Below are 24,988 nucleotides of genomic sequence, written 5' to 3' on the forward strand. Positions count from 1 at the left end.
CTGTCCTTTGCTCGGGTCGCTTCCGCGCGCACGCGGGCGCCGGGTGCGCCGGGTGCACCGCACACGAAACCACCTCTTGCTGTGCGCTTCACGACGCCACCTCGCGGAGCCGCTCGGCCGCGGCCTCCGGCGGCACGTCGTTGATGAACACGTCCATCCCGGACTCGGACCCGGCGAGGAACTTCAGCTTCCCCGGGGCCCGGCGGATGGTGAAGAGCTCCAGGTGGAGGGCGAACTCCTCGCGGCTCGCCAGCCGCGGGCCCGGGTCGGTGCCGAACGGCGCCTGGTGCCAGGCGGCGATGTAGGGGGTGCGGGCCGCGGGTTCGCCGAAGAGACGGTCGAAGCGGCGCAGCAGCTCCAGGTAGATCCCGGGGAACTCGGCGCGGGCCGGCTCGCTCAGCCCGAGCAGGTCGGGCACCCGGGAGGTGGGGTGCAGGTGCACCTCGTAGGGCCAGCGCGCGGCGTGCGGGACGAAGGCGATCCAGTGTTCGCCCTCCAGGACGATCCGCTCCCCGGCGGCGCGTTCGGCGGCCACCACGCTCTCGAAGAGGTTGCCGCCGGGGCCCGCGGCGTGTTCGGCCAGGGAGCGCAGCATCCGGGCGGTCCGCGGGGTGGTGAACGGGTAGCCGTAGATCTGGCCGTGCGGGTGGGAGAGGGTCACCCCGATCTCCTCGCCGCGGTTCTCGAAGCAGTACACCTGCTCGACGCCGGGGACGTGGGAGAGCTCGGCGGTGCGGTCGGTCCACACGTCCAGGACGAGGCGGGCCTGCTCCTCGTCCAGGTCGGCGAAGGAGGCGCGGTGGTCGGAGGTGAAGCTGACGACCTCGCAGCGGCCGGCGCCGGGCATCTGCCGGAAGAGTCCGGCGGGGCCGTCGGCCTGCGGCGGGCCGGGCGCCCCGTGGAAGGAGGGGAAGCGGTTCTCGAAGACGGCGACGTCGTAGTCGGACTCCGGGATCTCGCTCATCCGCCCGTCGCGGGAGGGGCACAGCGGGCACTCGTCGGCCGGGGGGTGGTAGGTGCGGGCGTTGCGGTGCGCGGTGACGCCGACCCATTCGTCCAGCAGCGGATCGTGCCGGGCCTGGGCGTGGGCCTCCATGGCGGGCATCGGGCGCCGGTCGGCGGTGGTGCGGACGGCGTCGTCGTGGAGGTCGTAGTAAACGATCTCGCGGCCGTCGGCCAGACGGCCTGAGGTCTTCTTCACCGGGTGGCTCCTCGTTCCTGGACCTCAAACATAATCACACACAAGGAACCACGAGCCAACAGAACCTTCAACGCCGAGCAGCGTCGGATCCCCGCCCGTCCTCGACGGGCGTACGACGGGGGCGGCGGCGAGCAACGGCGGGCGACGACGAGGAACAGGCCAGACGAAGCAGGACAAAGCGGCGAGCTCAACCGTCGAGATTCATCACAATCAAACAAACTCCCGCAACAGGACCTTTCAAAAACTGAAACCTCGGCGGTACGTTCACGTGCGTTCCGATCGCGCAATGAAGCGAGTGACCCATGTTGCACTTGGCCGAAGGGCTACGGCTCCCCACCAACGGACTCGACTACACACTCCTCGGCATCTACTTCGCCGTCGTGCTCGGGATCGGCTTCGCCGCCCGGCGCAGTGTGAAGACCAGCCTCGACTTCTTCCTCTCCGGCCGGTCGCTCCCCGCGTGGATCACCGGCCTCGCCTTCGTGGCGGCCAACCTCGGCGCCACCGAGATCCTCGGCATGGCCGCCAACGGCGCCCAGTACGGCGTCTACACCGTGCACTGGTACTGGATCGGCGCCATCCCGGCCATGGTCTTCCTGGGCCTGGTGATGATGCCGTTCTACTACGGCTCCAAGGTCCGCTCGGTGCCCGAGTTCCTGCTGCACCGGTTCGGCCCCTCCTCGCATCTGCTCAGCTCGATCATCTTCGCGGTCTCCTCCGTGCTGATCGCGGGCGTGAACCTCTACGCGCTCGCGCTCGTGCTGAAGGCGCTGCTGGGCTGGGAGCTGTGGATCTCCATCGTGGTGGCGGGCTTCTTCGTGCTCGCCTACATCACGCTCGGCGGCCTCTCCTCGGCGATCTACACCGAGGTGCTGCAGTTCTTCGTCATCCTCGCCGCGCTGATCCCGCTCACCGTCGTGGGCCTCAAGCGGGTCGGCGGCTGGGGCGGCATAAGCGACACCCTCTCCGGCGAGAAGGGCGGCGCCTTCATGACCGCCTGGGACGGCACCGGCATCGGCTCCGCCAACCCGCTGGGCGCCAACTGGCTGACCATCGTGCTGGGCCTGGGCTTCGTGATGAGCTTCGGCTACTGGACGACCAACTTCGCCGAGGTGCAGCGCGCGCTGTCCGCCAAGAACCTCTCGGCCGCCAAGCGCACCCCGCTGATCGCCGCCTTCCCCAAGATCTTCATCCCGGCGGTCGTGGTCATCCCCGGCCTGATCGCGCTCGTGATGGAGCCGACCCTGGGCAAGCACGAGGACGGGCTGCAGTACAACGACGCCATCCCGGTGCTGATGCGCGACCTGCTGCCCAACGGGGTGCTGGGCATCGCGGTCACCGGTCTGCTGGCGGCGTTCATGGCCGGCATGGCCGCCAACATCTCCTCCTTCAACACCGTCTTCACCAACGACATCTGGGCCGCGTACCTGAAGAAGGACCAGCCGGACGAGTACTACGTCAGGACGGCCCGCTGGGTCACCGTCGTCGGCGTGCTGATCGGCATGGGGACCGCGTTCATCGCCTCCTCGTTCAGCAACATCATGAACTACCTGCAGACGCTGTTCTCCTTCTTCAACGTGCCGCTGTTCGTCGTGTTCATCATCGGCATGTTCTGGAAGAAGACCACGCCGGCCGCCGGGTTCTGGGGCCTGCTGAGCGGCACCGCCGGCGCGATGGTGAACTACTTCTGGTTCTACAAGCACGGCGTCATCGACATCCCCAGCGACCAGGGAGCCAACTTCGTCTCCTCGATCGTCGCCTTCGTGCTGGGCGCCGCGGTGATGGTGGTGGTCACGCTGTTCACCCGGTCCAAGCCGGTCGAGGAGCTCGCGGGGCTGGTGTACGGCACCCGGTCGCCCGGTGCGGAGGAGCCGCCCGGCGAGGGCGACGACGCGTGGTACCGCAGGCCCGCGCTGCTGGGCTGGGGCGCGGTGATCCTCGCGGCCCTCTGCTACATCCCCTTCTCCTTCTGAGCCCCGACGCGAAGGACACTGAAGCGCAATGAACGACAACAGCACCGAAAAGCCCGCCGCCCAGCAGGTGGCCACGAACGTCGAGGAGCTGGAGCGGCGCTCCCGCACCGCGGCCCGCCTCTTCGACGTACGGCGCATCATCGGCGGCCTGTTCGTGGTCTACGGCGTGCTGGTCACCCTCGCGGGGGTCTTCGCCTCGGACGAGGACCTGAAGAAGGCCCAGGACATCAACATCAACCTGTGGACCGGACTCGCCATGCTGCTCCTGGGCCTGGGCTTCCTGCTCTGGCTCCGCCTCAGCCCCACCATCCCGCCGCCGGCGCCGGAGGACGAGGAGTAGACGGCCGCCCGGTCCCGTCGGCGGCCCGGAACCGCGGACAACCGGAGCCGCCGGCCGTCGAAGCGCGGGCGGCACCCGGCCCCGGCGTGCGCAGCGCGTGCGCCGGGTTCAGCCGCCCGCGCCCCCGACCCGCTCCAGCAGCCCCGTGCGGGCGGCGAGCGCGGCGGCCTCCAGGCGCGAACCGACGCCCAGCTTCATCAGCACCCGCTGCACGTGGGTGCGTGCCGTACTGGGGGCGATCCGCATCCCGGCCGCGATCAGCCGGGTGTCCTCGCCCTCGGCGACCCGCACCAGCACCTCCACCTCCCGCGGGGTGAGCATCTGCAGCAGCCGGGCCCCCTCGTCGTCCGGCTCGGCGGCCGGGTTGAGCAACTCGGCGAACGACTGGCTCAGCAACTGCGGCGCCACGGCCGCCTCACCGGCCCGCGCCTTGACCATGGCCCGCTCGACGCCCTCGATCCGCTCGTCGTGCCGCACATAGCCGGACGCCCCCGCCGCGAAGGCGGAGGCGATCCCGCGCGGGCTCGGCACCGGGCCGAGCACCACCACCGCGATCTGCGGTTTCTCTCTCTTGATCCGCACCACCGGATCGAAGGCACCCGGCTCTGCGGGCGTCGCCGTACCCAGCAGACACACCTCCGGTGCCCTGCTGATCACCAACTCGGCCGCACCGCCACTGGGCGCGGCCGCCGCGAGCACGCGGTGCCCGCGCAGCTTCAGTGCCGAGGCAAGGGCCTCGGCGAGCAGGCGGTGGTCGTCGACCACCATGAGCCGCACGCTCATCAAGCTCGCTCCCCCCACACACGCTATGGATGGCCCCGCACCCCCCTGCGCAGCCCGTCTCTTGTTCCCCGGGAAGCTACACGCTCACTCGGCGTTCCGCGCCCCTTACGGGCTGAAATCCCCAAGGGAGGGCTTGAAGACGGCCCCCGGAACGGCCGACGGCCCGCCACGGTGTGCCGTGGCGGGCCGTCGGGGGTCGGTCAGGACGGGGACGGTTCCCCGGCCCCGCACCGCGGCTGGGCCGCCGCGCGGGGGTCCGGCGGGCTCACTGCGGTCCGAAACCGGCCGCCAGCTTGTCGAAGGGGTCGTCGTAGTCGCTGTCGGGCTTCGAGACGGTCGAGGAGCTCAGGAAGAGCTTGCCGTTCTTGAAGCGCACCGGCTCCCGAAGGCTGCTCGCGCTGATGTTGAACGCCTGCTCGCCCTCGCCCTGCTCGACCCGCGGCATCTTCAGCAGCAGCGTCTGCTTCCCCTTGCCGGGCTCGATGCTGACGACCTCGCCGCCCGCGTCGTAGTCCGGCAGCTTGTAGGCGAGGAGGTTGGGGCCGTCCATCCGGATCGGCACGAAGCTGCGCTTCTCCCCGGCCTCGGCCTTCCACTTGGTGTTCCCGCTGTCGAAGTCGAACGCCATGATCTCGTTCGTCCGGCCGTACTCGGCCTTGCCGCTGTGCTCCTCCGTGGCGAGGTAGACGGTGTCCTTGCCCACCGCGATGTTGTAGCAGCTGTCGACCTCGACGCCGCAGGGGCGGACGTAGTTGTCGTCGATCGAGATCCGGGCTTTGAGCTTCTTGTCCTCACCGACCGTCATGACGTCGCTGGTGAGTTCGCTTCCGGCGCCGACCACCAGGACGAGCGGATCGGTGGAGGCGATCCGCACGTTCTTCGCGCCCTTGGGCACGTCGAACTTCCAGGTGGCCTTCCCCTTGTTCTTCGGATCGAGCCGCTGCACGCTGATCTGCGGCTCGGAGAAGCTGCCGCACTCGGTGACCGCGTACAGCTCCTTGCCGCCCGAGTACCCCTCGTCGCGGCAGTTGCTCGACTTGCTCTTCCACAACTGCTTGCCCGAGGGGATGTCGTAGGCGGCGGAACCGCCGATCCACGCGGTGGCCACGGTGTCGCCGCTGATGGCCACGTTGTCGTTGGACGACTCGTCCTTGGCGCCGGACATCTTCTCGTCCATGACGATCTTCCCGGTGTCCAGGTCGACCGCGACCATCCGGTTGCAGGAGGCGTTGCTGGAGATCGTCTCGCGCACGACCATGGCCACCTCGTGGCGCTTCGTCATGCCGTTCGAGGCGCTGCACACCTCGCCCTTCAGCGAGACCGGCGACTTCTGCTCGTCGGTCTTGAGGTCCACGATCAGGAGTTCCTTGACGGAGACCTTGGCGAACACCTTGTCCGTGGCCCAGGCTCCGGGAACCGTGGTGTGGTCCTTGACCTTGGGGTCCTGGATGTTGAACAGTTCGTCGCCCTTGGTGCTCTTGGGCTTGGTCTCCAGACCGCCGTTGCCCTCGGACTTCTGCGAACTGCCCTTGGACTCGTCCTTCTTCCCGCCCTCGTCGTCGCCGCGGGTGAGCAGGAACACGCCCGCACCGGCGACCAGCACCACCGCGACGGCAGCCGCGATCAGGGCCATGAGCTTGGTGTTCTTCTTGCCGCCCCCGGGACCTCCGGGAACACCGGGGCCTCCGGGACCCCCAGGCCCCTGGTATCCGGGCGGCGGCTGCTGACCGTAGGGGCCGGACTGACCGTAGGGCGCCGCGGGCTGGCCGTAGGGCGCCGCGGGCTGGCCGTAGGCCATCGTGGGCGCGCTGTGCTGGCCGCCGGGCGGCGGACCGGCGGCCCCGGGAGGCCCCGGCGGCGGTCCCGGCGGACCGGGCGGGCCCTGCTGCTGCGGATAGCCGTAGCCGCCCGGCGGTGGCGACTGCGGGGGCTGCGGCGGCTGCTGAGGCGGCTGTCCGGGCTGCTGCGGATAGCCGTAGGCCGGCTGCCCCTGCGGATCGCGCGGGGGCTCCTGCGGTGCGCCGTAGCCCCCGGGCGGCGGCTGGCTCGGCGGCGGAGGCGGCTGCGACATGACATTCCCTTGATACGGGCAGACCGCGCGCCCGGCGCCTCAAACCCCCGTAGGGCCGAGCGAATCGGACATCATGGCCCACCATCGGCAGACTGCTGAGCGGACATTCTTTCTACCACCGGACTCCCGGGACCCGGATCCCGGTTCCGTCACCGTCCGGTACCGAACCCCATGGCCAACGGAGCCTTCTCCTTGGCGTCGGTGTCGTTCTTCCCGTACAGCAGGCTCCGCTGCAGGAAGAGCCGGCCGCCCACGTAGAGCGCGGGGGCGCTCCCGCTCATCGTCGGCACCCGGAAGCGGCTCTGCTGCTCGGCGGTCTTGTCCGGCAGCCGCAGCAGCCCGCGCTGCTCCCCGTCCCCCGGGGACACGCTGACGACCTGGCCGCCCTTGTCGTAGGCGGGGGTCACGTACGCGATCGCCTTGTCGCCCTGCGTCCCGATGGGGAACACCGTGCGGCCCTCGCCCGCGCTGGACTTCCACTTCGGCTCGCCGCTGTGGAAGCCGAAACCCATGACCTCGTTGGTGCGGGACAGGGAGTCGTCGCTCTTGCCCGAGTGCTCCTTGGTCGCGATGTAGACCATGTCCTCGGTCGCCACGACGTTGAAGCACGCCTCACTGCCCAGATTGCCGATGCCGCAGCCCGGTTCGTAACGGTCGCCGAGGCTGAAGGTGGCGGCGATCGAGCCGTCGTCGTCGATCGTCATGACCTCCGACTCCGATGCGTCGCCGATGCCCAGCACCAACACGATCGGATCGGTGTCCACGATGCGGACGGCACGCCCGTCCTTGAGGTTGTGGGGCAGCCGCATGTCCCAGGTGGAGTGGCCGGTCTTCGGGTCGAGCTGGTTGAGCGTCAGCGACTCGTCGCACTCCAGGACCACCAGCAGCCGGGCGCCACCGCCGTACCGGCTGTGCTCGCAGGTCTCCCCGGTCTCCTTGCTCTTCCACAGCGGGTCACCGCCCTCGATCGGGAAGGCGGCGAAGCCGCCGATCCAGGAGAGCGCGACGGTGTCCTGGGCGACGGTCAGGTTCACGTCGCCGCCGCCGAAGATGGTCCTGCCGATGGGGATGGGCTGGTCCCACAGCTTCTTGCCGGTGTCGACGTCGAAGACGGCGACGGAGTTGCAACCGCCGCTCCCCTTCTCGAAGGCGACGGCCGTGCGGTGGTCGTCGGTCATGTGCGGCGACGCCGCACAGACCGGGCCGCCCAGCGGGATGCGCCAGGCGCGTTTGCCGTTCATCCGGTATCCCTCGATCGCGTTGATCGAGGACTTGGCGTAGATCTTCTCGGTCGCCCAGCTCCCGTCGGCGCCCTGGGCGTCCTTGACATGGGTGTCCGGCTGTTCGAGAGAGAAGAGCTGCTTCGCGTGGCTGCCGCCGGGGACACCCGCCTCGGAGCCCCGGGGGCCGTCGCCGTCCTCGCCGCCGACGGAGAACAGCCATATGCCGCCCGCGACCAGCACCACGGCGACCACCGCCGCGAGGATGCGGACTGCCTTGGGGCTGCGGCCGCGCGGCGCGAACGATCCGCCGGCGCCGGACGGCGGAGGCGGCAGTTGCGGAGCGGACGGGTAACCGCCGTACGGCGCCTGGCCGAAGCCCGGCCCGGACGGCGGCGCCGAGGGCGGCGCGGCGGGAGGTGCCGGCGGCTGCTGCGGTGCCGGTGCCTGCTGCTGCGGTGGCGGCTGCACGGGTGGATTCCAGCCACCCTGGGGAGGCTGACCGGGCGGCGGGGGCGGCGGCTGTGTCATCGCAGTTCCTCAGGAAGGAGCAGGGCGCCCCTTTCTACCACCACCCCCGAAGGGGTTGTCATGCACCCTCGGTATCGGCCAGTTCCAGCCAGCGCATCTCCAACTCCTCGCGCTTCTCGCGCACCTCGCGCAGTTCGCCGTCCAGCCCCGCCACCCGCTCGAAGTCGGTCGCGTGCTCGGCCATTTCGGCGTGCAGGGTCGCCTCGCGCTGCTCGGTCTTCTCCAGTTGGCGCTCGATCCGCTGCATCTCCTTGTGCGCCGCGCGGGAGAGCGCCGCGGGCTTGGCCGGCTCCTTGGCCGACCGGTCCGACCCGCCCGCAGTCCGGTCCGCCGCGGCGGCGGGCGCCGACGCGGCGGCCGCGGCCTCCATCCGGGCCCGGCGCTCCAGGTATTCGTCGATGCCCCGCGGCAGCATCCGCAGAGTGGCGTCGCCCAGCAGCGCGTAGACGCGGTCGGTGGTGCGCTCGACGAAGTACCGGTCGTGCGAGATGACCACCAGCGAGCCGGGCCAGCCGTCCAGCAGGTCCTCGAGCTGGGTGAGGGTCTCGATGTCCAGGTCGTTGGTCGGCTCGTCCAGGAAGAGGACGTTGGGCTCGTCCATCAGCAGCCGCAGGATCTGCAGCCGCCGCCGCTCGCCGCCGGAGAGGTCGCCCACCGGCGTCCACTGCTTCTCCTTGGCGAAGCCGAACCGCTCGCACAGCTGCGAGGCCGTCATCTCCCGGCCCTTGCCCAGGTCGATGCGGGAGCGGACGGCTTCCACCGCCTCCAGGACCCGCAGCGCCGGGCCCAGTTCGGCGACCTCCTGGGAGAGGTAGGCCAGCTTCACCGTCCTGCCGACCTTGATCCGCCCCTCGGTGACCAGCGGCGAGAGCTGTTCGCCTCCGGTGGCGGCGGTGTCGGCCAGGGCGCGCAGCAGCGAGGTCTTGCCCGCGCCGTTGACGCCCACCAAGGCGATCCGGTCACCGGGACCCAGCTGCCAGGTGAGCTGTTTGAGCAACAGCTTCGGCCCGGCCTGCACGGTGACGCCCTCCAGGTCGAAGACCGTCTTGCCCAGCCGGGAGTTGGCGAAGCGCATCAGCTCCTGGCTGTCCCGGGGCGGCGGCTCGCCCTCGATCAGCGCGTTCGCCGCCTCGATCCGGAAGCGCGGCTTGCTGGTGCGGGCCGGGGCGCCGCGCCGCAGCCAGGCCAGTTCCTTGCGCATCAGATTCTGCCGCTTGGACTCCTCCTGCGCGGCGATGCGCTCCCGCTCGGCGCGGGCGAAGACGTAGTCCGAGTAGCCGCCCTCGTACTCGTGCACCGCACCGCGCTGCACGTCCCACATGCGGGTGGCGACCTGGTCGAGGAACCAGCGGTCGTGGGTGACGCACACCAGCGCGGAGCGGCGGGCGCGCAGGTGCCCGGCGAGCCAGGAGATGCCCTCCACGTCGAGGTGGTTGGTCGGCTCGTCCAGCACGATCAGGTCCTGCTCGGCGATGAGCAGCTTGGCGAGCGCGATCCGGCGGCGCTCGCCGCCGGAGAGCGGACCGATCACGGTGTCCAGGCCCTGCGGGAAGCCGGGCAGGTCCAGGCCGCCGAACAGCCCGGTGAGCACGTCGCGGATCTGCGGGACACCCGCCCACTCGTGGTCGGCCAGGTCGCCGACCACTTCGTGCCGGACGGTGGCCTGCGGGTCGAGGGAGTCGTGCTGCGTCAGCACGCCGACACGCAGCCCTCCCGCATGGGTGACCCGGCCCGCGTCCGGTTCCTCCTCGCGGGCCAGCACCTTGATCAGGGTGGTCTTGCCGTCGCCGTTGCGGCCCACGACTCCGATCTTGTCCGCCTCGTTGACGCCCAGCGAGACGGTGTCGAGGAGGGCGCGGGTGCCGTGCACCTTGTCGACGGTTTCCATGTTGACGAGGTTGACGCGGTTGCCAGCCATCTCTCTCCTGTTGGGGGCCGACCCCCAGGGTAGCTCTGCCCCGGCAGCCGCCGGCCGGCGGCCGGGTCCTCCGCGGGCGGACCGCCGGGTACGGACCCGCGCGCCGTCCCCCGGGAGGCTCAGGTGCCGTGCAGCATCAGCGCTATGCCGCCCACCATGAGCACGCTCGCGGCGGTCCTGGGCCAGCCGAACCGCTCCTTGAAGAAGAGAGCGCCTATCGCGGCCCCGGCGATGATCGAGGACTCCCGCAGCGCCGCCACCGGTGCCAGCGGTGCCCGGGTCTGCGCCCACAGCACCAGTCCGTAGGCCAGCACCGACAGCGCCCCGCCCAGCAGCCCGCGCAGGGCCATCGGGCGCAGCTCCGCGACCAGGGCGCGGCGGCGGGTGAGCAGGGCCCAGACCGGGATCGCCAGCCCCTCCAGCAGCATCAGCCACGCGATGTAGCCCAGCGGGCTGCCGGCGGCCCGCACGCCCACCCCGTCCACGACGGTGTACGAGGCGATGGCCAGGCCCGTGCACACCGCGGCGGTCAGCGCGGGCCACTGCGGCCCGGCACTCGTGCCGGAGCCGGAGGGCACGCCGTCGGAGCCGGAGACGGCATCGCCGGAGCCGGAGACCGCGTCGTCGACGTCGGAGACCGCGTCGTCGACGTCGGAAGCCGCTCCGCCGGAGTCGGCGGCCGAGCCGGACCCCGCGTGCGGAGAGCGCCCCGCGCCGCGCAGTCCCCACAGCGCCACCCCGACCAGTCCGGCGGAGGCCAGCAGCACCCCGGCCAGTTGCCATCCGTCGGGCATCTCGTGCACGAAGACGGCCGCCAGCACCGTCACCACCAGCGGCGCCGTACCCCGCGCGATGGGGTACATCTGCCCGAACTCGCCCATCCGGAAGGAGCGCATCAGCAGCGCCTGGTAGACGACGTGCAGCGCCGCCGAGAACAGCAGCGGCGGCCAGGCCCCGGCGGCCGGGAGCGGGACGAAGCAGGCCAGCGCGGCGCCGCACAGCGCGCCACCGCTGCCGACCAGGGTGAAGGCGAGCAGCTGATCGCGGATGCCGTGCGCCAGCGCGTTCCAGGTGGCGTGGGTGAGCGCCGCGGCCAGCACCGCGGCGACGACTGTCGGGGTCACCCTGCGCTGCCGCGGGCGGCGCGGTCACGGAGTCGATGCGTCATGCACAGGACGCTACCGCCGCGTTGATCAGCGCTTTTACCGGGGTACCGGGGCCCGGCGGCGGCGGTACCGTACGGGCCCGGCGGCGATGACGGATCGGCCCGGGCAGCGGCGGTGCCGGATGAGCCCCGGCGGCGGTGTGCTCCGCGGGCCGGTACGGCGGTGCCGTACCGGCCCGCGGGCGGCCGTCGGCGGCCTCAGCCGCGGGCGGCGTCCAGCACCTTGCGGACGATCGGGCCGGCGTTCTCGTTGCCGTGTCCGGAGGCGGGCACGACGGCCGCCGCGGCGGCGTCACCGGAGTACGCGGTGAACCAGGCGTTCGGCTTCTTCTGCCCGTCGACCTCCGCGGATCCGGTCTTGGCTCCGAAGTCGCCGCTCAACCCGGACATCGGCTGGGCCGCGGTGCCGCCGGTGGCGGTGACCTTCATCAGGGACTTGAGGTCCTTCTGGACGCCGGGCTTCATGGCACGCGGCGCCTTGGCGAGGGTGCGGTCGTCGACCGACGGAGGTACCACGTACGGCTGCCGGAAGGTGCCGTTCTGCACGGTGGCGGAGACCGACGCCATATTGAGCGGGTTCATCCGCACCCCGCCCTGGCCCATGAGCGAGGCCGCCATCTGGGCGTCCGACTGGACCGGGACCCGGCCGTCGAAGGTGGTGGTGCCGGTCTTCCAGTTGAGGCCGATGCCGAAGACGTCCCGGGCCTCCTTGGTGAGGTCGTCGTCCTTCAGCTCGGGCGCCTGGCTGATGAAGGCGGTGTTGCAGGAGCGGGCGAAGCTCTGCGCGAAGGTGCCGTGCTTGATCTCGAAGTTGTCGTCGTTGTGGAACTTCCAGCCGCCGTACGTGAAGTACTTGGGACACGGGTGGGTCTTGCCGGGCGAGGCGAGGCCCTTGTCGAGCAGCATGGCGCTGGTGACGACCTTCATGGTGGAGCCGGGGGCCAGCGAGCCCTGCAGTGCGCCGTTGAAGCCCTTGGCAGGGGAGTTGGCGATGGCCAGGATCTCGCCGGTGCTGGGCTTGACGGCGACCACGGATGCCTTCTTCTTGCCCTTGACGGCGGCCTCGGCCGCGCGCTGCGCCCCGGCGTCGATGGTCGTCTTCAGCTTTCCGGGCGTGGGCTCGGAGAGCTGGCGCAGCACTGTGTCGGTCTTGCCCTTGGCGTCGACGAGGCGCGTCTGCACGCCCGGGGAGCCCTCGGTCTTGTCGCCGTAGCGCTTGCCGATGTCGCGGATCACTCCGGCGAGGGCGGGGTGGTCGTCGGCGCTGAGCGGCGAGCCGTCCCGGTCCACGGCGGTGACCGGCGGGGTGCCCGACTCGTCGGTGACGATCGTGCGGCCGTCCTCGAGCTTGGGGTGCAGCACGGACGGCTTCCACTCGACCACGGGCTCGCCGGTCCCGGAGGCCCGGACGATCTTCAGCGCCGAGTCGTACTTCCAGGCGGCGTCCTTCTTGCCGTAGGCGACCCGTGCGGTGACGCCGAAGGGCACCTTCTCGCCGTCGGCCGCCTCGGGGGTGGCCGCGACCTTGGAGACGTGGGCCTTGCTGCGGAAGGCGCCGAGCGCCTTGGCGGCCGCTGCGGAGTCGTCGGTCAGCGCGGCGGCCTTCTTGGTGTCGCCCTCGGCCCAGGCGCCCAGGAATTCCTTGGCGGCGGTGCGCACTTCGGCCGCGCTGAGCGGGCCCTTCTTGGCCTCGGCCGCCTTGCTGTCCGCGGCGACGGTGCCCTGGGCCTCCTCCCCGTCGCCGCCGACGAGGGCGTAGACGCCGACGCCGGCGAGCCCGACGACGGCGGCGGCGACCCCGCCGATCACGGCCATCTTCTGTGTGTCGCGCATCCGCGTTCTGCCCCTCCACGCCTTGGCCCGGTCTACCGGCCGAAGTCCTGACGCGAGGCACCCTAGAGCACGTCCATGACAGAACGTGCCCCCGTATGCCCGTTCAGCCCCTTCTTCCGGTTCTTCCGGCGTTCCGCTCCCCCGCGTGTCCCGGATTCCGCCGCTTCCCGGCGGTCCGGACCGGGGAACGGAACCGCCGGCCCCCGCGGCCGCGCTGGCGCGGCCCCTGGGGCAGACGAGCAGCGCGGGGCGATCGGTTCCGTATCACGGCCTTGTGTCCGAATCGCGATCTTCGCTGAGCGTTTTCGTGATCTGCCAGGTCACTCGACAGCCATTTCCGATCGGAAAGCGCCTACTTCAGGTCAGATCCAGGAGTCCAGCCACATCCGGTGCCGCCACTCGCCCAGCGGAATCGTCTGTCCGGTGTAAATGGGCCAGAAGTAGACGAAGTTCCACACGATCAGCAGCCCGACCACGCCCACCCCGACCACGCCCAGGGTGCGCCGTCTGTCGTCCGCACCCGGCGGCCCGGTCAGCGCCCCGGCCGCCATCGCCAGCCCGAGGCACAGGAAGGGAAGGAACACCACGGCGTAGAACAGGAAGATGGTGCGCTCCTGGTAGAGGAACCAGGGCAGGTAGCCGGCGGCGACACCGCACAGGATCGCGCCCGCGCGCCAGTCGCGGCGCAGCAGCCAACGGTAGCCGACGTACAGGAGCGCCGCGCAGGCGGCCCACCACAGCACCGGGGTGCCCAGCGCCAGGACTTCGCGGGCACAGCCCTCGGCCTTGTCGGTGCAGCCGTCGGAGCCCGCCTTGGGCGACTCGTAGAAGTAGGAGACGGGACGGCCCAGGACCAGCCAGCTCCACGGGTTCGACTGGTAGGTGTGCCCGGAGGTGAGGTTGACGTGGAAGTCGTAGACCTCGCTCTCGTAGTGCCACAGGCTGCGCAGCGGTCCCGGCAGCCAGCCCCACGGGCCGGCGGCGCCCTGCTTGTCCGCCCAGTCCCGGAAGTAGCCGCCGGAGGTGGCGAACCAGCCCGTCCAGGAGGCGATGTAGGTGGCCACCGCGACGCAGGGCACGGAGAGGAACGCGGGCCCCGCGTCCCTGGTGAGCATCGCCGGCACCGGGCGGGAGGCGCCCGCGGTACGGCGCGCCCCCATGTCCCACAGGACGGTCAGCAGGCCGAACGCGGCCAGCACGTACAGGCCGTTCCACTTGGTGGCGCAGGCCAGCCCCAGGCACACCCCGGCCGCCAGCCGCCACGGCCGCCAGCCCAGTCGCGTCCGGTCCGCCACGACGGCGTCGGGCAGCGGAGCGCCGTCGTCGCCCGCGTCACCACCGGCCTGCGGCAACCGGGCCGCGAGCCGTTCCCTGGACCTGTCGCGGTCGACGAGCAGGCAGCCGAACGCGGCCAGCACCCAGAACATCACCACCAGGTCCAGCAGCGCGACCCGGCTCATCACGAAGTGCAGCCCGTCCACGGCCATCAGGGCGCCCGCCAGGCAGCCCAACGCCGTGGAGCGGAACAGCCGGCGCCCGATGCGGCACAGCATCAGCACCGAGAGGGTGCCCAGCAGCGCCGTCATGAACCGCCAGCCGAACGGGTCGAGCCCGAAGGCGGCCTCGCCGAGCCCGATCACCCACTTCCCGACGGTCGGGTGGACGACGTAGGAGCCCTCCGGCGAGAGCGGGATGCGCTGCGGATCGCCCAGGATGCGCTCATTGGCGTTGTCCGGCCAGGTCCCCTCGTACCCGAAGTGGATCAGCGACCAGGCGTCCTTGGCGTAGTACGTCTCGTCGAATATGACGGCGTGCGGCGAGCCGAGCTGCCAGAACCGCAGGGCTCCCGCGAGGAGCGCGACCAGCAGCGGTCCGCCCCAGGCCGCCCAGCGCGCCAGCCGCAGCGACACCTCGGGACCCAGCCCGAAGACCGCGCCCAGCCGCGGATCCGGCGCCGGGAACGGCGGGGTGAGGCGTTCGCGGACACCGGCACGCGGCCGGGCCGCGTAGCCGAAGCGGCGCAGCCGCACCTGCCACCGGGGAAGCGGCGGCGGACCGCCCTCGTCCCCGGTGCTGCCCTCGCAGCCCGGGCTGCCGGGCCCGTCCTGCCTGCGGTCGGCGTCGCCCACGGTGTCACTGGTCGTCACGCGGGCCATCGTAGGGACCGCGGGGGCGGCGCGTGCCGCCGCGTCACCGCTGCGGGATCGGACGGGTGACGCTGCGAGGATGGACGGGTGACTGGAACGCTCGTCCTCGCCGGGACCCCCATCGGCGACCCTTCCGACGCCCCGCCGCGCCTCGCGGCCGAGCTGACCGCCGCCGACATCGTCGCCGCCGAGGACACCCGGCGGCTGCGCAGGCTGACCCAGGCGCTCGGGGTGGCGCCGGGCGGGCGGATCGTCTCCTACTTCGAGGGCAACGAGGCCGCCCGCACGCCGGAGCTGGCCGAGGAGCTGGCGGGCGGCGCCCGGGTGGTGCTGGTGACCGACGCGGGGATGCCCTCGGTGTCCGACCCGGGCTACCGGCTGGTGGCCGCCGCCGTGCAGCACGGGGTGCGGGTGACCGCGGTCCCCGGCCCCTCCGCGGTGCTGACGGCGCTGGCGGTCTCGGGGCTGCCGGTGGACCGGTTCTGCTTCGAGGGGTTCCTGCCGCGCAAGCCCGGCGAGCGGCGCGGCAGGCTGCGCGAGGCGGCCGGGGAGCGCCGCACCCTGGTGTACTTCGAGGCGCCGCACCGGCTGCAGGCCACGCTCACCGCCATGGCCGAGGTGTTCGGCGCGGAGCGGGAGGCCGCGGTGTGCCGGGAGCTGACCAAGACCTACGAGCAGGTGCGGCGCGGCCCGCTGGCGGAGCTGGCCGCGTGGGCCGCTGAGGGCGTACGCGGGGAGATCACGGTCGTGGTCCGGGGGGCCGAGCCGCCCGCCGCGGGCGAGGCGGACGCGGCGGAGCTGGCGCGCCGGGTCGCGGAGCGCGAGGCCGCGGGCCAGCAGCGCAAGGAGGCCATCGCGGAGGTGGCCCGCGGCGCCGGGGTGCCCAAGCGGGAGGTCTTCGACGCGGTGGTCGCCGCGAAGAACGCCGGTCCGCGCGAGTAGCGCGCGGCGGGGACCCGCTGTCCGGGCCGGCCCGCCGCGGTGTCCCCGTCCGGACAGCCGGACAGCCGGACTGCGCGCCTGCGCGCCTGCGCGCCCGGCCGCATCGGGTGCGGCCGCGTCGGGTACGGCGACCGCGTCGGTGGGGCAGCTTCGGGGAGCGCGCAGAGGCGCAGCGGCGTGCGCGCCCGGCGTGGAAGAGGGCGCCGAATTACGGATGTGCGCGGCGGGAGCAGTGGCGGGCGCGCGGGTGAGCACGGTAATCCGCGATTGAGCGGTAAATATGAGTAAAAGACTTTTGCGGATACGCAAAGGAATTGCCCAGGGAAGCCCTCCACCTTGACGTCCGGCCAAAATCTCCACAAACGAAGAGAAAGGACCCCCGGTCCCGCCTTTCGGACGGCGGTCGCGAGGAGTGCACTGGCTGTGGGCGTATCCGCCCGAAGGAAGGAGCTGCCATGAAGCACGAGAGCGGCAACCGCACGGACCCGGCCGGCCAGACACCGGAGACGGTGCACGAGGCGTACTCGTTCGCCTGCATGAAGTGCGGGCACGGGTGGGAGCAGGACTACGAGATACAGCACCTCGAATACACCGACGGCAGGCCCTTGGTCGTGTATTACGCGGACGGCAAGCGCGTCCCCTCGCCGCTCACCAAGCCCACGTGCCGCTTTTGCGACGGACATGTTGTCCGCATCATGCGCTCGGGGCGGGTCTCCAAGGCCGAGGCGGCGCGGCCGCACCACTGAGGGCGTGCGCCGCGGGTCGCGGGCCGAGGCCCCCGCCGGGCTCCGCCTCGGTGCGGACCGGGGGGACGGCGGGTTCTATCATCGCCGGTATGCCCCCCTCCGCGACCCCTGACGACGCAGCGCACTCCGCGGCCGGAACCACGGCCACGAACGCCGCGAAGGCTCGGGCGGCACAGGCGCCTCCGCCGCTGCCCGAGCCGCTCGCGTTCCCGGTCGCGGACTCCCACACCCACCTGGACATGCAGGAGCCGGCCGTCGCCGACGCGCTCGCCGCGGCCGCCGCCGTGGGCGTCACGACGGTCGTCCAGGTCGGCTGCGACCTGGAGCGCTCCCGCTGGGCCGCCGAGACGGCCGCGGCGTGGCAGAACGTGTGGGCCGCCGTCGCGCTCCACCCGAACGAGGCCCCCCGGCTGAGCGCCGAGGGCGGCGCGGAAGCCCTGGACGAGGCGCTCACCGGGATCGAGAAGCTCGCCGCGCTCCCCCAGGTGCTGGCGGTCGGCGAGACCGGCCTGGACTACTTCCGCACCGGCCCGGAGGGCGTCGCCGCCCAGCAGCGCTCCTTCCGCGCCCACATCGAACTCGCCAAGCGGCTGGACAAGGCGCTGGTCATCCACGACCGCGAGGCGCACGCGGACGTGCTGCGCATCCTGGAGGAGGAGGGCGCCCCCGAGCGGACCGTCTTCCACTGCTTCTCGGGGGACGCGGAGATGGCGAAGCTGTGCGCCGCCAAGGGCTGGTTCATGTCCTTCGCCGGGAACATCACGTTCAAGAACGCCCAGCCGCTGCGCGACGCCCTCGCGGTGGTACCGCCCGAACTGCTGCTGGTCGAGACGGACGCGCCGTTCCTGACCCCCGCGCCCTACCGCGGCCGCCCCAATGCGCCCTACCTGATCCCGGTGACGCTCCGTGCCATGGCGCGGACCAAGGACCTGGACGAGGAACGGCTGGCCCGCCACGTGGCCGCGAACACGGCCCGCGCCTTCGGCTACTGAGGCCCGGACACCCGCGGGGCCCGGCGCCGTTGCGTGCGCGGCCCCCGACGTCGCCGGGGAGCGTCCCCGCGCCGCAGCCCCCGACGTCGCCGGGAGCCGTCCGCGCACCGCAGCCCCGACGGCGCCGTCAGCCGTCCCCGTACGGTCTGGCCGCAGGGGGGAGGGGGCGGGACGTCCCGGGGTACCGCTTCCCCTTCCCCGCGCCCCGGCGCCGCGTCCGGGCCGGTCGTCGTCAGTGCAGCGTCTTGAGCGCCTCCCCACTGGGAGAGGTGATGTCCGCGGTCCTTCCGGTCAGGGTCTTGACGGCCCACTCGGGATCGGCGAGGAGGGCGCGGCCGACCGCCACGAGATCGAACTCGTCCCGCTCCAGGCGGTCGAGGAGTTGCTCGATGCCGGTCGCGCCGGAGCCCCTGCCCTGGAAGAGGTTGAAGAAGTCGCCGTCCAGGCCGACCGAGCCGACCGTGACGGTCGGCCTGCCGCTGATCTTCTTCACCCAGCCGGCGAAGTTGAGATCGGAACCGTCGAACTCCGGCAGCCAGTAGCGGCGGGTGGAGGCGTGGAAGGCGTCGGCTCCGGCCTCGGCCAGCGGAGCGAGCAGCGCGTCCAGTTCCGTCGCCGTCTCGGCCAGCTTGGCCTCGTAGTTGTCCATCTTCCACTGGGACAGCCGGAAGAAGAGCGGGAAGGAGTCGGACACCGCGCTGCGGCACGCGGCCACGATCTCGGCGGCGAAGCGGGCCCGGGAGGCGACGCCGCCCCCGTAGGCGTCGGTGCGGCGGTTGGTGGAGGACCAGAGGAACTGGTCGATGAGATAGCCGTGGGCACCGTGCAGTTCCACGCCGTCGAATCCGAGGCGCTCGGCATCCGCCGCAGCGGTGGCGAACGCGGCGACGACGTCGTCGAGGTCCTGCTGCGTCATGGCGCGGCCCTTGGGCTCGCCCTGCAGGGACAGCCCCGACGGGCTCACCGGTTCGGCGTCCGGCACGGGAGGAGCTCCCGGGGTCCGGGTGACGCCCACGTGCCACAACTGCGGGATGATCTTCCCGCCCGCCTGGTGCACGGCTTCCACCACGTCCGACCAGCCGGCGAGCGCGTCGTCGCCGTGGAACCGCGGCACCCGGTCGCTGGTGCCGGCGGAGGCGTGGTCCACGTACGTGCCCTCCGTGACGATCAGCCCGACGCCGGCGGCGGCCCGTCGGGCGTAGTACTGCGCCACATCGGGCCCGGGGACGCCGCCCGGGGAGAACTGCCGGGTCATCGGCGCCATGACGATCCGGTTGGGCACGTGGAGTCCGCGCACCCCGAACGGACGCGAGAGGCTGCGGGCGGCGCGGTCGGCTTGCTGGTGGGTCATGTCGTGTCCTCTCGGTGTGGTGAGTGGGGTTCCGGAGGCCGCGTCGGGCCTCGTCATCGGGCCGGCGCCTGCTCGGCGACCGCCTCCGGCACGCTCCCCGCGCCCGTTGCGGGCACGCTGCCGGTGGCCGCGCCGGAGACGGCGTGCGCTTCCTGCCCGCCCGCGCGGCGTGTCGTCGCCAGCCCGACCAGGGCGGCGAGGGCCACGAGGAGGAACGCTCCCCCGGCGAGCACGAAGCTGAGCGTGAACTGGCTCTCCTCGGGCAGCGGGGGTGCACCGGCAGGCAGATGCTGGATGGTCTTCGAGGCGAGCAGGGAGGTGATCACCGCGCTGGCGACGGCGCTGCCGACGGACCGGGAGATGGAGTTGATGCCGTTCGCGATGCCGCTCTGGTGGTGCGGGACGCCTGCCGCGATGAGGGCGGGCATCGCCGCGTAGCCGAAGCTGATGGCGACGCCGACGACCATTCCCGCGAGAATGACGTCCGGGGTGCTGTCGTGCTGGAGGGTCAGCCAGGCGAAGCCGGTGACGCCGAACGCGGCACCCGCGACGAGCGTCATCCGCGCCCCGATCCGGCTCACCAGCATGCCGCCGAACTGGGCGGCGACGAGCGAGACGAGTGTGGTGGGCAGCAGGTACTCGACGGAGGCGCGGAGCACGGAGGCCCCGAAGCCGTACCCGGTGAGTTCCTCGGGCATCTGCACCAGATACGACACCCCGAGGAACTGCGCGAACATCGCGAAGCCGACCAGGAGTCCGGCGATGTTGGTGAAGAGCACCGGACGGTGGACGAACATCCGCATGTCGACCATGGGCTCGCGCACCCGGCGTTCGATCAGGACCCACACCACGGCGGTCGCGGCGGAGCCGGCGAACAGCCCGAGCGTGCGGCCGGAGGTCCAGCCCCACTCGTGCCCCTGGGAGATGGGCAGCAGCAGCAGGACCAGCATCGCGGCGAGGGCGGCGGCACCGAGCCAGTCGGTACGTCCTCCGGTCCGGTGCCGCGAGGCGGGCACCACGAGCAGCACCCCGATCAGCGCGAGGACGGCGAGCCCGCAGGCCAGCCAGAAGACCCGGTGGTAGTCGGGGTGCGCGCCCTGCGTCAGCAGGCCGGCGCCGACCAGCGCCAGACCGCTGCCGAACGCGAGCGTGCCGCTGACCAGGGCCATCGCGGTGTGCAGCCGCTCGTGCGGAATCTCCTCGCGAAGCACGGACAGCGCGAGCGGGAAGATGGCGGTGGCCGCGCCCTGCAGCACGCGCGCCAGGATCAGCAGGCTCAGCGAGTCGGTCGTCGCGGCCAGCACGGAACCGGCGGCCAGCAGCACCAGGACGCCCACCAGGGTCGGCTTCTTGCCGTGCTGGTCACCGAAGCGGCCGAGCAGCGGGGTGAAGACGGCGGCCGAGAGGAGCGTGGCGGTGGTGACCCAGCTGACGCCGGAGGTGCTGGTGTCGAGATCGCGCTGGATGACGCCGAGGATGGGCACCACCAGGGTCTGCATCATCGAGACGACCATGGCGGCGAGGCCCAGGACCAGGACGAGCCCGAATCCGGCGGGGCGGGGCGCGGATGACGGAGGGTGTGTGGAGGTCATAGGTGTTCCCAGGGGTGAGGCCGTACCGGGGTGCCCGGAGACCAATGCTTGAGTATCTACATGCTTGATAAATTCAAGTAAGTGCCGAAGGTAGCCCCAGGCAATTGAGATAGTCAAGCTTTGCGGAGTACTGTGACCACATGCCGGACGCCACTGGTGCCCCCGGACCCGGTCCAGCGCACCCCACCAAGACCCAGCTCATCGAGCTGCTCGCGCACGTGCTCAGCGCGCACGTCGCCGACTTCACGGCCGCGGCGGCCGCGTCCGACCTCACCGCCAGCCAGGCCAAGACGCTGGGCGTACTGCGCCGCTCCCCCGCCTCGATGCGCTCCCTGGCCACGAGCCTGGCCTGTGACGCGTCCAACATCACGGGCATCGTGGACCGCCTGGAGAAGCGGGCCCTCGTACGGCGGGAGGTGAACCCCGAGGACCGGCGGATCAAGAACGTCGTCCTCACGGAAGAGGGCGAGCGGACCATCGACACCGTCCGCGAGACGATGCACCGCACCCAGCAGGCCCTGGACAAGCTCTCGGGCGAGGAACGCACGGAGCTGTACCGGCTGCTGGGAACGGTCTTCCCGGAGTAGCGCACCCCCGGAGCGACGGCACCCCCGGAGCGACGGCACCCGGCGGCCGCGACGCTCCGCACGGCAGCCGGAGACCGTCCGGGCCCGCGGCTCTCGCGGCCCGCGGCCGCCCGCCGCGGGCCGCGGCACCGCCCGGCGGCCCGGCGCACCCCGCACGGCCGTAAACTGGCGCGGTGAGCGCTGCCCCTTCCGACCCGTCCGCCACGCCCGACGCCTCCGGCAGCGGAGTGCTGCTCGGCCCCGCAGAAGTGCGGGACCTGGCGGAGACCCTCGGGGTGCGGCCCACCAAACAGCGCGGGCAGAACTTCGTCATCGACCCGAACACGGTCCGCCGCATCGTGCGCACCGCCGGGGTCCGCCCGGACGACGTCGTCCTGGAGATCGGCCCCGGGCTCGGCTCGCTCACCCTGGCGCTGCTGGAGACAGCGGCGGCGGTGACCGCCGTCGAGATCGACGACGCGCTGGCCGCGGCCCTGCCCGCGACCGTGCACGCCCGGCTGCCCGAGCGGGCCGCGGACTTCCGCCTGGTGCACGAGGACGCGCTGCGGATCGAGGAGCTGCCCGGTCCGGCGCCGACCGCGCTGGTGGCCAACCTCCCCTACAACGTGGCCGTTCCGGTCCTGCTGCACCTGCTGGCCGCCTTCCCGAGCATCGAGCGGACCCTGGTGATGGTGCAGGCGGAGGTCGCCGACCGGCTCGCCGCGCCGCCCGGCTCGAAGGTGTACGGCGTACCGTCGGTCAAGGCCGCCTGGTACTGCGAGGTCAAACGCGCCGGGGCGATCGGGCGGAACGTCTTCTGGCCCGCGCCCAACGTCGACTCCGGGCTGGTCTCGCTGGTACGGCGCCCGCACCCGCCGGCGGCCGACGTACCGCGCGCGGAGGTGTTCGCCGTGGTGGACGCGGCGTTCGCCCAGCGCCGCAAGACGCTGCGGGCCGCGCTCTCCGGGTGGGCGGGCTCCGGCGCCGCCGCCGAGGAGGCCCTCCGCGCGGCCGGGGTGTCCCCGCAGGCGCGCGGCGAGTCGCTGACCGTCGCCGAGTTCGCCGCCGTCGCCGCGCACGGCCCGCGCCGCGACGGCCCACCGCAGCGGCCCGCCGGACCCCCCGGCGACCGGAACCCGCACGAGGAGCGCAGCACGTGACCCAGCCAGCAGCCAGCACCGCCGACACGGTCACGGTCCGCGTCCCTGCCAAGGTCAATGTGCAGCTCTCGGTCGGCGGAGTCCGCCCCGACGGCTTCCACGGGCTGGCCAACGTGTTCCTCGCCGTCGGCCTGTACGACTCGGTCAGCGCCACCCGCGCCGACGCGCCGCTGCTCACCGTCTCCGGGCCGGACGCCGCGCTGGTGCCGCAGGACCGCACCAACCTGGCGGCACGCGCGGCCGCGCTGCTGGCCGCGCGGCACGGGCTGGCCGCCGATGTGCACCTGCACATCGCCAAGGACATCCCCGTCGCGGGCGGGATGGCGGGCGGCAGCGCGGACGCCGCGGCTGCCCTGCTGGCCTGCGACCGGCTGTGGGGGCTGGACAGCCCGCGCGAGGAACTGCTGGAGCTCTGCGCCGAGCTGGGCTCGGACGTGCCGTTCAGCTTCGCGGGCGGCGCCGCGCTCGGCGAGGGCCGGGGCGAGCTGCTGACCCCGCTGGAGGTCGGCGGCACCTTCCACTGGGTGTTCGCGGTCGCGGACGGCGGGCTGTCGACCCCGGCCGTCTACCGGGAGTGCGACCGGCTGCGGGAGGCCACCGGGACCGGTTCCTCCGCCGCCGACGTCCCCGAACCGGCCGCCTCGCAGGAGCTGCTGGCGGCGCTGCGCACCGGCGACGCCGCGGCGCTGGCCGCCGCCCTGCGCAACGATCTCCAACCGGCCGCGCTCTCGCTGCGCCCCTCACTGGCCGAGACCCTGGAGACCGGGCTGGCCGCGGGGGCGCTGGCAGCGCTGGTCTCCGGCTCCGGCCCCACCTGCGCGTTCCTGGTGGCCGACCCCGACTCGGCGACCCGCATCGCACACGCCCTCACCGCGTCCGGCACCTGCCGCGGGGCGCGCGCCACCGCGGGCCCGGCGCCGGGCGCCAGTCTCGTGTGAGCCCGCGTGCCCGCGGTTCTTCGGTCCCCGCGCCCCGCGGCAGCCGGTGACCGGGAGCCCGAGAACCGCGGTCGGCCCGCGACGGCGGTCCCGCGGGGACGGTCACCGCGGCCGAGCCCAGACGGTCACGCCGGTCGGGACAGTCCCGACCGTCATGTCCGTTCCGCCCGTCACGGCTGTGCGACGACCGAGCGCAGCGCGCGGATCAGGGCCTGCGGACGGGGGTCACTGGTGACCGAGCGGTGCAGGGTGCCGGTGGTGTAGCCGAAGGAGAGGGCCGTCTCCGGGTCGGCGAAGCCGAGCGAGCCGCCGCGCCCGGGGTGGCCGAACGAGCCGGACCCCAGCAGCGGGCAGGCCGAGCCGTGCAGCATGTAGCCCAGCCCGAACCGGGTGTTGACCACCAGCACCCGGTCGGGCCCGTCCGCGTCCAGGGCGCGGGCCTGGGCCAGCGTCGCGGGCGTGAACAGACCCCGCCGGGCCGTGCGGGAGCGCCGCTCGGCGGTGCCGCCGCCGTCGGCGCGGTCGGCAGCGCTCTCGGCGCAGTCGGCGTCGGCGTCGTGCTCGTCCAGCGGGCCCAGTAGCGCCGCGTAGAAGGCGGACAGGGAGCGGGCCGTGGCGATGCCGTTCGCGGCGGGGAGTTCGGCTGCCCGGTAGGCCGGGTCGTTCTCGTCGGGCTTCGGGGCCAGGGCGCCGAAGGCGCGGCGGGTGAGGGAGTCCGGATCGGCGTAGGCGGCGGTGACCGCGCGCTTGGGCCGGGTGCGCAGCGCGCCCGGCTCCGGCGCGGGCGCTTCCTGTTCCGCGACCCGGGCCACCCGGCCGTCGTCCGCCACCTGCTGGGGCAGTCCGATCCACAGGTCGAGCCCGAGGGGTGCGGCCACCTCGTCGGCGAACCAGCGCCCCAGGCTGCGGCCGCCGCTGGCGCGCGCCACCAGTTCGCCCAGCAGCCAGCCGAACGTGTGCGGGTGGTAGCCGTGTGCGGCTCCCGGCTCCCACTCGGGGGTCTGCGCGGCGAGCGCGCGCGCCGCACGGCCCGGCTCCAGCGCCTCCCGCGGGGTGAGCGGAGTGCCGAGCGCGGGCAGTCCGGCACGGTGCGTCAGCAGGTGGCGGACCAGGAGGCGTTCCTTGCCGGCCGTCTTGAACTGCGGCCAGTACGCGCCCACCGGTGCGTCCAGGTCGAGCTGGCCGCGCTGGTGCAGCAGATGCGGGACGGCCGCCGCCGGCCCCTTGGTGGCCGACCGGACGAGCACGGCGGTGTCCCGTCCCCAGGGCGCGGCGGCCGGATCGGCCGGATCGGTGCTGCCGGCCCACAGATCGACGACCTTGCGGCCGTCCCGGTGCACCGCCAGCGCCGCGCCGCGTTCACCGCGCCGCTCGAAGTTGCGTACGAAGGCGTCCCGGACGGGCTCGTACCCGTCCGCCACCGTGCCGTGCACCGCCACCTCCGCGCCGTGCTCGGCCACCGCTGTGTGAACGACCTCTGCCACGTTTCCTTCGCTCCTGTCGCCTGGGGGCGCTTTTG

General features: G+C 72.6%; 19 protein-coding genes. 8 read left to right on the forward strand and 11 right to left on the reverse strand.

Translation table 11 applies throughout. The features are described 5' to 3' along the window. Positions 1-88 precede the first annotated feature (88 nt). Positions 89-1,201, reverse strand: a complete 1,113-nt coding sequence (gene galT / locus BMX65_RS23540) for a galactose-1-phosphate uridylyltransferase (RefSeq protein WP_075002343.1) — start codon at positions 1,199-1,201, stop codon at positions 89-91. A 302-nt stretch (positions 1,202-1,503) separates the two neighbouring features. Between galT and BMX65_RS23545 the strand changes: the two genes are divergently transcribed. Together BMX65_RS23545 and BMX65_RS23550 are read left to right on the forward strand one after the other, a co-directional pair. Continuing rightward, positions 1,504-3,174 (forward strand): sodium:solute symporter family protein, encoded by a 1,671-nt coding sequence (locus BMX65_RS23545; RefSeq protein ID WP_075002344.1) that lies wholly within the window; start codon positions 1,504-1,506, stop codon positions 3,172-3,174. A gap of 28 nt (positions 3,175-3,202) precedes the next feature. Next, positions 3,203-3,514 carry a hypothetical protein gene (locus BMX65_RS23550; protein WP_075002345.1) on the forward strand — a complete coding sequence of 104 codons (312 nt, stop codon included), beginning with the start codon at positions 3,203-3,205 and terminating at the stop codon, positions 3,512-3,514. 108 nt (positions 3,515-3,622) lie between these two features. On the opposite strand, the gene BMX65_RS23555 is transcribed toward BMX65_RS23550, so the two are convergent. From BMX65_RS23555 to BMX65_RS23585, 7 genes are all read right to left on the reverse strand, one after another. Further along, a complete protein-coding gene (locus BMX65_RS23555) occupies positions 3,623-4,297 on the reverse strand; it encodes a response regulator transcription factor (protein WP_075002346.1) in 675 nt (224 codons plus the stop codon). A 265-nt stretch (positions 4,298-4,562) separates the two neighbouring features. Then, positions 4,563-6,368 carry a PQQ-binding-like beta-propeller repeat protein gene (locus BMX65_RS23560; RefSeq protein ID WP_075002347.1) on the reverse strand — a complete coding sequence of 602 codons (1,806 nt, stop codon included), beginning with the start codon at positions 6,366-6,368 and terminating at the stop codon, positions 4,563-4,565. Positions 6,369-6,517: 149 nt separating this feature from the next. Then, positions 6,518-8,059 carry an outer membrane protein assembly factor BamB family protein gene (locus tag BMX65_RS23565; protein ID WP_075002348.1) on the reverse strand — a complete coding sequence of 514 codons (1,542 nt, stop codon included), beginning with the start codon at positions 8,057-8,059 and terminating at the stop codon, positions 6,518-6,520. A 118-nt stretch (positions 8,060-8,177) separates the two neighbouring features. Next, on the reverse strand, positions 8,178-10,037 hold the full coding sequence (locus BMX65_RS23570; RefSeq protein WP_075002349.1) for an ABC-F family ATP-binding cassette domain-containing protein: 1,860 nt from the start codon (positions 10,035-10,037) through the stop codon (positions 8,178-8,180). A 119-nt stretch (positions 10,038-10,156) separates the two neighbouring features. Then, positions 10,157-11,161: a DMT family transporter gene (locus tag BMX65_RS23575; RefSeq protein WP_075002350.1), complete on the reverse strand. Its 1,005-nt coding sequence runs from the start codon at positions 11,159-11,161 to the stop codon at positions 10,157-10,159. Positions 11,162-11,400: 239 nt separating this feature from the next. Further along, positions 11,401-13,035, reverse strand: a complete 1,635-nt coding sequence (locus BMX65_RS23580; protein WP_177214335.1) for a penicillin-binding transpeptidase domain-containing protein — start codon at positions 13,033-13,035, stop codon at positions 11,401-11,403. 362 nt (positions 13,036-13,397) lie between these two features. Continuing rightward, positions 13,398-15,191 (reverse strand): dolichyl-phosphate-mannose--protein mannosyltransferase, encoded by a 1,794-nt coding sequence (locus tag BMX65_RS23585; protein WP_075002351.1) that lies wholly within the window; start codon positions 15,189-15,191, stop codon positions 13,398-13,400. A 78-nt stretch (positions 15,192-15,269) separates the two neighbouring features. On the opposite strand from BMX65_RS23585, the gene rsmI reads away from it, so the two are divergent. The 3 genes from rsmI (at position 15,270) to BMX65_RS23600 (ending at position 17,862) form a co-directional block, all read left to right on the forward strand. Then, positions 15,270-16,124, forward strand: coding sequence for a 16S rRNA (cytidine(1402)-2'-O)-methyltransferase (gene rsmI, locus BMX65_RS23590; RefSeq protein ID WP_075002352.1), 855 nt, complete (start codon positions 15,270-15,272; stop codon positions 16,122-16,124). A 455-nt stretch (positions 16,125-16,579) separates the two neighbouring features. Next, on the forward strand, positions 16,580-16,870 hold the full coding sequence (locus tag BMX65_RS23595) for a hypothetical protein (RefSeq protein WP_075002353.1): 291 nt from the start codon (positions 16,580-16,582) through the stop codon (positions 16,868-16,870). Positions 16,871-16,959: 89 nt separating this feature from the next. Beyond that, positions 16,960-17,862 carry a TatD family hydrolase gene (locus BMX65_RS23600; protein ID WP_239502255.1) on the forward strand — a complete coding sequence of 301 codons (903 nt, stop codon included), beginning with the start codon at positions 16,960-16,962 and terminating at the stop codon, positions 17,860-17,862. 232 nt (positions 17,863-18,094) lie between these two features. On the opposite strand, the gene BMX65_RS23605 is transcribed toward BMX65_RS23600, so the two are convergent. Then, on the reverse strand, positions 18,095-19,213 hold the full coding sequence (locus BMX65_RS23605; protein ID WP_075002354.1) for an NADH:flavin oxidoreductase: 1,119 nt from the start codon (positions 19,211-19,213) through the stop codon (positions 18,095-18,097). 53 nt (positions 19,214-19,266) lie between these two features. Next, complete coding sequence (locus BMX65_RS23610; protein WP_075002355.1) at positions 19,267-20,805, reverse strand: MFS transporter; 1,539 nt, start codon at positions 20,803-20,805, stop codon at positions 19,267-19,269. Between the two features lie 140 nt (positions 20,806-20,945). Here BMX65_RS23610 and BMX65_RS23615 point away from each other — a divergent pair, with 140 nt between their 5' ends. The 3 genes from BMX65_RS23615 (at position 20,946) to BMX65_RS23625 (ending at position 23,469) form a co-directional block, all read left to right on the forward strand. Next, positions 20,946-21,392 (forward strand): MarR family winged helix-turn-helix transcriptional regulator, encoded by a 447-nt coding sequence (locus tag BMX65_RS23615; RefSeq protein ID WP_075002356.1) that lies wholly within the window; start codon positions 20,946-20,948, stop codon positions 21,390-21,392. A gap of 173 nt (positions 21,393-21,565) precedes the next feature. Further along, positions 21,566-22,531 (forward strand): 16S rRNA (adenine(1518)-N(6)/adenine(1519)-N(6))-dimethyltransferase RsmA, encoded by a 966-nt coding sequence (rsmA, locus tag BMX65_RS23620; protein ID WP_075002357.1) that lies wholly within the window; start codon positions 21,566-21,568, stop codon positions 22,529-22,531. After that, complete coding sequence (locus BMX65_RS23625; RefSeq protein WP_075002358.1) at positions 22,528-23,469, forward strand: 4-(cytidine 5'-diphospho)-2-C-methyl-D-erythritol kinase; 942 nt, start codon at positions 22,528-22,530, stop codon at positions 23,467-23,469. Before rsmA ends, BMX65_RS23625 begins: the two co-directional genes overlap by 4 nt. A gap of 170 nt (positions 23,470-23,639) precedes the next feature. Here the strand turns inward: BMX65_RS23625 and BMX65_RS23630 are convergent, their stop codons facing one another. Continuing rightward, positions 23,640-24,953: a serine hydrolase domain-containing protein gene (locus BMX65_RS23630; RefSeq protein WP_239502254.1), complete on the reverse strand. Its 1,314-nt coding sequence runs from the start codon at positions 24,951-24,953 to the stop codon at positions 23,640-23,642. Positions 24,954-24,988: the final 35 nt, after the last annotated feature.

This window comes from Streptomyces qinglanensis (assembly GCF_900111245.1).
Classification (GTDB): Bacteria; Actinomycetota; Actinomycetes; order Streptomycetales; family Streptomycetaceae; genus Streptomyces; species Streptomyces qinglanensis.